This is a genomic window from Legionella tunisiensis, assembly GCF_000308315.1.
Taxonomy (GTDB): domain Bacteria; phylum Pseudomonadota; class Gammaproteobacteria; order Legionellales; family Legionellaceae; genus Tatlockia; species Tatlockia tunisiensis.
Map to the genome: position 1 here is coordinate 1 of NZ_CALJ01000210.1, position 2,118 is coordinate 2,118.

Consider the following 2,118-nt stretch of genomic DNA (forward strand, 5'->3'; position numbering starts at 1 on the left):
GTATTTTACATAATCAACAAATCCTGGTAGGCGATCTCTGATTTCCTTTGGAATAGTGCCTATTGCAACACCAGCCTCTTCAACTCCATTTAAAAATTGTATCCAATCGTTACCATCCCAAGTCGAAACTTGTCCTAATGACGATCCAGCCTTACCTGCTGACTGAGATAGTTCCTGCATGGGTTTGTACAGGGAGTTGACACAGAGGGTAGATAACGAAGTAAATTCAATACCCATTGTACTAAAGATTGCCTTACGTGCACTGGACTGTATTTTGCGTGCATTTTCCCGTGCTTCGCGTTCGCTTGTCTGTTCTGGAGTTTCGTTTTCTGCTTTCTCTTCTTCTTTCTCGAGGAAAAATTCCGTCTTTTGTTTTTCCAATTTTGTACCTTTATCCAGAATGCCATTAACGACAGGCAATAAATCTTGGATACTTTCCAGAGTAACTGAATCAACTGGCAAATCAGGTATAGTCATTTTGGCTATTACTCTGACTGTTTGAACCAGCTTTTCTGCTGTCCAACTACCTTCTTGGCTTTTTTGTACAGTATCCAATAGGGCACTAATGACTTGGGCATTTTGCCGTGGGGTATAATTTTTACCGGTATTTTTTGTAGTGCAGTAATTAATTTTTCTGCAGCAAAAGGAAGGTGAGCTACATCATCAAGATAAGAGATATGACTATCTAATAAACTTTGATAACTCAATAATTCGGCATTTTTAGGATCTTCATCCAATTTTTCGAGTATTGTATCATGCAACTTAGCAGAGGCTGTTCTTTCCTTATATAAGGCAGGAAAAAATAGTCATTAACAAGTCGTTCTGCGGTAGAATGTTTATCTTTGGGAATAGCTCGCTGTTGCTCAATACCCAACGCAACACGCGATACAATTGCTGCAACTCTCTTATCGATTGCTTTTAACTTCTCTTCTCTGACTTCGTCTTCAACTACAGTCTCATCTGGATCAAAACCTATTTTAATAGCATCCTCTAATAATTTATCCAATTCCTGGGCATTCATGAAGGTATCGCGATTAACAGCAACCACTATTTCTGTAGTAGCTTTATCATCACTCCCCAACTTGTTATAACACAATTGTCCGATATAATGCTTAAGACTCTCGATATCTGTTATTGGATCTGCCATGGCTAAGTACCAAAGTGTTTATTTATAGTTCAATTATAGAATAATTATCCTTATGGTTTGATTAAGAGCCGTACATACAGACAAAAAAGCAGAAATAAACCCAGTAATTACTTAAAAACAAGCAATTAGGTAAATGAGAAATGAGCTAACGCATTAAATTAATGACCAACTTAGTGAATTGCGAAAAAATTTTAATTTATTGTCTAATCTGCCTATCCAGGCAAACAATAATTGCCAGGTCTAGCCATGAAGAAAAGTATTTGATATTTTTTTTGAAATAACTTGGCGAATTAATACCGTAATGCTCTTCATCTGTGTGGAGATTGTTTGATAGGTCACGGTTCTACGTGATTAACCTTGCTTAAAGAGTTGCATAGGATTGTCAGGCGTCAAGCAAGCGCGCAACATCTCGGCCATACCATCCAGTTTCTGTTTAGCTTGCTGATTAGAAGCAGTAGGACTTGCCGCACTCATGGTATTTGCCGTGCTCTGCAAAGTTTCCAAAGGCGCTACAACAGTTTCCTGCAAAACTGTCTGGTTCTTTCCTAATAAAGCTGTAATGGTTTGGTAGTTACTCATTATCTACAAAGATGGATTTGAGATTAGATATTACTTTAACAACTATTTCTTAACGAAATATTAAGAAAACAACCTAAATAACAGACCAGAAAAAAGTAGCATAGGAATATGCAACGAAACCGGTAAAGAACTTCCGCCACTGATTCGTGCTGCTCTTATGCATAAGATACCACTATCATCCTTTCAGCAACGTGAATGGTAATGTCTAGCCTTAGAAACAAATCACATCTCCATCAAACCAGTGCTCTCACTCTGTTACAGCGAATAGTGAGAGACTGATGGTCTGCGCAGGGGAGAAAACTGTAGCCTATTTGCTTGCAAACAGAATAATTTTAACCTCCACAAGGCACTCAAACTACAAAATAAAATTTGTTATTTTTACTTGACATATA

4 protein-coding genes are annotated in these 2,118 nt (G+C 37.7%); all 4 read right to left on the bottom strand.

The features are described from left to right. On the bottom strand, nucleotides 1-477 hold a 477-nt coding region (locus BN58_RS24980; RefSeq protein ID WP_040916519.1), incomplete at its 3' end, for a hypothetical protein. An 8-nt stretch (nucleotides 478-485) separates the two neighbouring features. Then, complete coding sequence (locus BN58_RS12485; RefSeq protein WP_019217125.1) at nucleotides 486-737, bottom strand: hypothetical protein; 252 nt, start codon at nucleotides 735-737, stop codon at nucleotides 486-488. Further along, the gene (locus BN58_RS12490; protein ID WP_019217126.1) at nucleotides 704-1,147 is read right to left on the bottom strand and encodes a hypothetical protein; all 444 of its coding nucleotides are present in this window, start codon (nucleotides 1,145-1,147) and stop codon (nucleotides 704-706) included. Before BN58_RS12490 ends, BN58_RS12485 begins: the two co-directional genes overlap by 34 nt. Nucleotides 1,148-1,498: 351 nt before the next feature. Next, a complete protein-coding gene (locus BN58_RS24985) occupies nucleotides 1,499-1,726 on the bottom strand; it encodes a hypothetical protein (RefSeq protein ID WP_019217127.1) in 228 nt (75 codons plus the stop codon). Nucleotides 1,727-2,118: the final 392 nt, after the last annotated feature.